This window comes from Vasconcelosia minhoensis LEGE 07310, from assembly GCF_015207255.1.
In the GTDB taxonomy this organism is placed as follows: Bacteria; Cyanobacteriota; Cyanobacteriia; order Phormidesmidales; family Phormidesmidaceae; genus Vasconcelosia; species Vasconcelosia minhoensis.
In genome coordinates, this window is sequence record NZ_JADEXG010000140.1 from 1 (window position 1) to 2,818 (window position 2,818).

The 2,818-nt window shown below is 55.1% G+C and carries 3 protein-coding genes; 1 reads left to right on the forward strand and 2 read right to left on the reverse strand.

All coding sequences use genetic code 11. The features are described 5' to 3' along the window. Window positions 1–20 precede the first annotated feature (20 nt). Complete coding sequence (locus IQ241_RS25100; RefSeq protein WP_193912529.1) at window positions 21–425, forward strand: fasciclin domain-containing protein; 405 nt, start codon at window positions 21–23, stop codon at window positions 423–425. A 37-nt stretch (window positions 426–462) separates the two neighbouring features. Here IQ241_RS25100 and IQ241_RS25105 read toward each other — a convergent pair whose 3' ends face one another. Continuing rightward, entirely contained in the window at window positions 463–2,574 is a 2,112-nt protein-coding gene (locus tag IQ241_RS25105) for a 3'-5' exonuclease (RefSeq protein WP_193912531.1), read from the reverse strand. A 72-nt stretch (window positions 2,575–2,646) separates the two neighbouring features. Further along, the coding region (locus tag IQ241_RS26900) for a DUF6399 domain-containing protein (protein ID WP_228022094.1) at window positions 2,647–2,818 on the reverse strand (172 nt) is incomplete at its 5' end.

Consider the following 2,818-nt stretch of genomic DNA (forward strand, 5'->3'; position numbering starts at 1 on the left):
CCACCACCCACCACCCGCCCATGCCTACCATTGTCGAAATCGCCCTCCAAACCGAGGGCTTCGAAACGCTGGTCGCTGCCGTTAAAGCCGCTAACCTGGTCGAAGTCCTCCAGTCTGATGGCCCCTTCACTGTCTTCGCGCCCAACGATGCCGCCTTCGCCAAGCTGCCGCCCGGTACCGTTCAAACCCTGGTACAAAACCCGCCCCAGCTCGCCCGCATTCTCACCTACCACGTGGTCTCTGGCAAATGGAGTCAGGCGGATTTAGCCACTGTCGATAGCCTGACCTCAGTTGAGGGTTCGCCTATCCCAGTGCGCGCCAACGGCCTATTTGAAGTCAAAAACGCGACGGTCGTCGCCGCAGATGTCGAAGCCTCAAACGGCATCATCCATGTTCTAGACAACGTTATTTTGATGGGAGGCTGACGCCTTTCACTTTAAGTCAACTTTCCGTCATTCAGGTTTAACCTCTCCCTGATTGCCTTTTCAAATCGTCTAAAAACTCAGAGGCTGGCTCAATTCCTGTGATTAATAGCTGGTCTCGGGCGCGGGTACAGGCTACATAAAGCAAATGGCGCTCTGTACTATAGACTTCCTCAAGGTCGGCTTCGTCTGAGATAGTTTCGATCCGGTCTTGCAGGGGCAGAACTTCATCGTCACAAGCCATGACGGCAACAGCGCGGAATTCCAGACCTTTAGCCAGATGCATCGTGCTGACTGCGATGCGGCCCTGAGCAGGCGTGACCTGATGATTGAGCTCAGCGGGTGTGGCTCCGGCTTTTTGGATCGACGCGATCGCGCGTTCAAGCTGCTCCTCAGACCTAACAAACAGACCAATTTCATCGGGTTGAAGCCCAGCGGCCAATCTGTCGGCAATCCATTCAGCGACAAACTGGATCTCAGCATCCGGATCATCGCAAACCTGGATTTCTGGCATTGGACCGTTAAAGACAGAGACGGTATGCCGTCTTTCTTCTACATTGCCGTCCACATCTGCGATCGCCGATGGCAGCAGACGGTCGGCCTGCTGGCGAATCTGGTGGGAGGTGCGGTAGTTAATTTTCAGCGTTTGCGATCGCCCCCGAATATTGACGCCCAAAGACGTCCAGGAGTAGGGCTGCTGAAAAATTCGCTGGCCCAGGTCGCCAGTGAAGAAGAGGCTGTCGGGACGAAGGGTGCCGAGGGCGGCGAGGAATTGCAGTTCGGCGATGCCCAAATCTTGGGCTTCATCGACGATCGCAAAATCGAAAGGCAGGGTATCCGCGCTGGCCAGGTGTTGGGTGATGCGGCGAAAGAGCCCGGCCCAGGTAATCAGGTTCTTCTGTTTGAGGGACTGCTGCACCTGCTTGAAAATGGCCCAGAGGCTTTCCCGCTGCTTACTGCCCAGGCGAGTTTTGCGACCCAATCGAGGTACATCTCGGTAGGCCTCCCAGGTATAAAGCTGCCAGGCATCGACGACATCATTCCATTCGCCCCAGAGGAAGGTATCGGTAAAGGTATCGCTGTCATGCTGGTCAGCCGTAGCTAGCAGCAGCGCTTTGACCTGCTCAGGTTCAGCGAGATTAGGCGTGCCAAAGGCTTGGATGTAGAGTTCGTAGGCAATGCCGCGAATGGGATGGACTTGAATGCGGCTACGCAGATTAGCATCATTACCGATCAGACGATCGAGCTTCAGCTGTAGGGAGTTGGCAAGGGCCTGGGAGAAGGTGGTAAGCAGGATGCTAGCTTGGGGATGGCGACGGGCAAGAAAGACGGCTCGGTGGAGAGCTACGATGGTTTTGCCGGTGCCAGCGGAACCAGAGATGCGGACCGGACCGCTGAAGTCTCGCTCCACCAGAGACTGCTGGGCAGGGTGGAGAAAAACGGTCCACTTTTCCCAAGGGTAGTCGAGGGCGCGCTGGAGTTCGTCCTGGTTGGCCATAACTCGAAAGCGGCGCTGGGCATCGGGATGGCTGAAGGGATCGGCGTTAGCGGAAATGGGGGTCGGTTGCTGAGGCTGTCCGCCGGTAGCAAGTTCAAGCAGGGCTTCAGACGCTTCTTGAGGGAGATGTTCGGCGACGTCAAAGAGGGTATCTTCAGTAGCGGTTTTGACGTCGTCGAGCCACTCGGGGGGAATGCCGTAGCTGAGTAAGTCATCTTCGGAAACGTGGGTAAATAGGAGTGGGAGAGTGGTTTGTGGCGGGTGTTCGGTGGTTTGTGGCTGCTCACTAGTCACCAGCCACTGTTCGCTAGCCACTACCTCAACCCGCTCTCGCACCTCTACGAGCTGTGCCGCACCTGTCTTAGGATGACGCTCGATCTTGCGTTTGCTGGCCCAGCTGTAAGCGTCATCGTGGTGATCGACATAGCAGAGCATCAGGCTGGCAGCGGTTTTGTGGACGATCAGGCGAAGGTCCATATTGACGCTGACAGACCAAAAATTGGGGTCTTTGACACGATCGAGCTTGTGGAAGCGCAGCCCTGAAATAGTTGGGTCGAGTTGCAGGTCGAAAGCGGTAGTCTTAGCCGCTTTTTGTTCCTGATTGGTCAGCTTGGTTAGGCTGTCGGTGAAGGTATCAGAAATACGGAATTCCATCAGTTAGTTTTCTGTATAGAAGTCAGCGGGGCAAAAGCATTCTTTATCTAAATAACAAATTGGGGTACCAACTTAAGCCGGGAAAGTGTCTGCGTATAAGGGTTTCGGCTGTTGTGATTTAGAAGACCGCCGAGGCATAGGTAGATCACCTACCTGCGCTAGCATCCATTCAAATACGTCGGGAAAATCGTGCCCAAATAAGCGCTGAGCAGCAGTCGTGCCATCGTGTCGTTTGAGGTCGAAG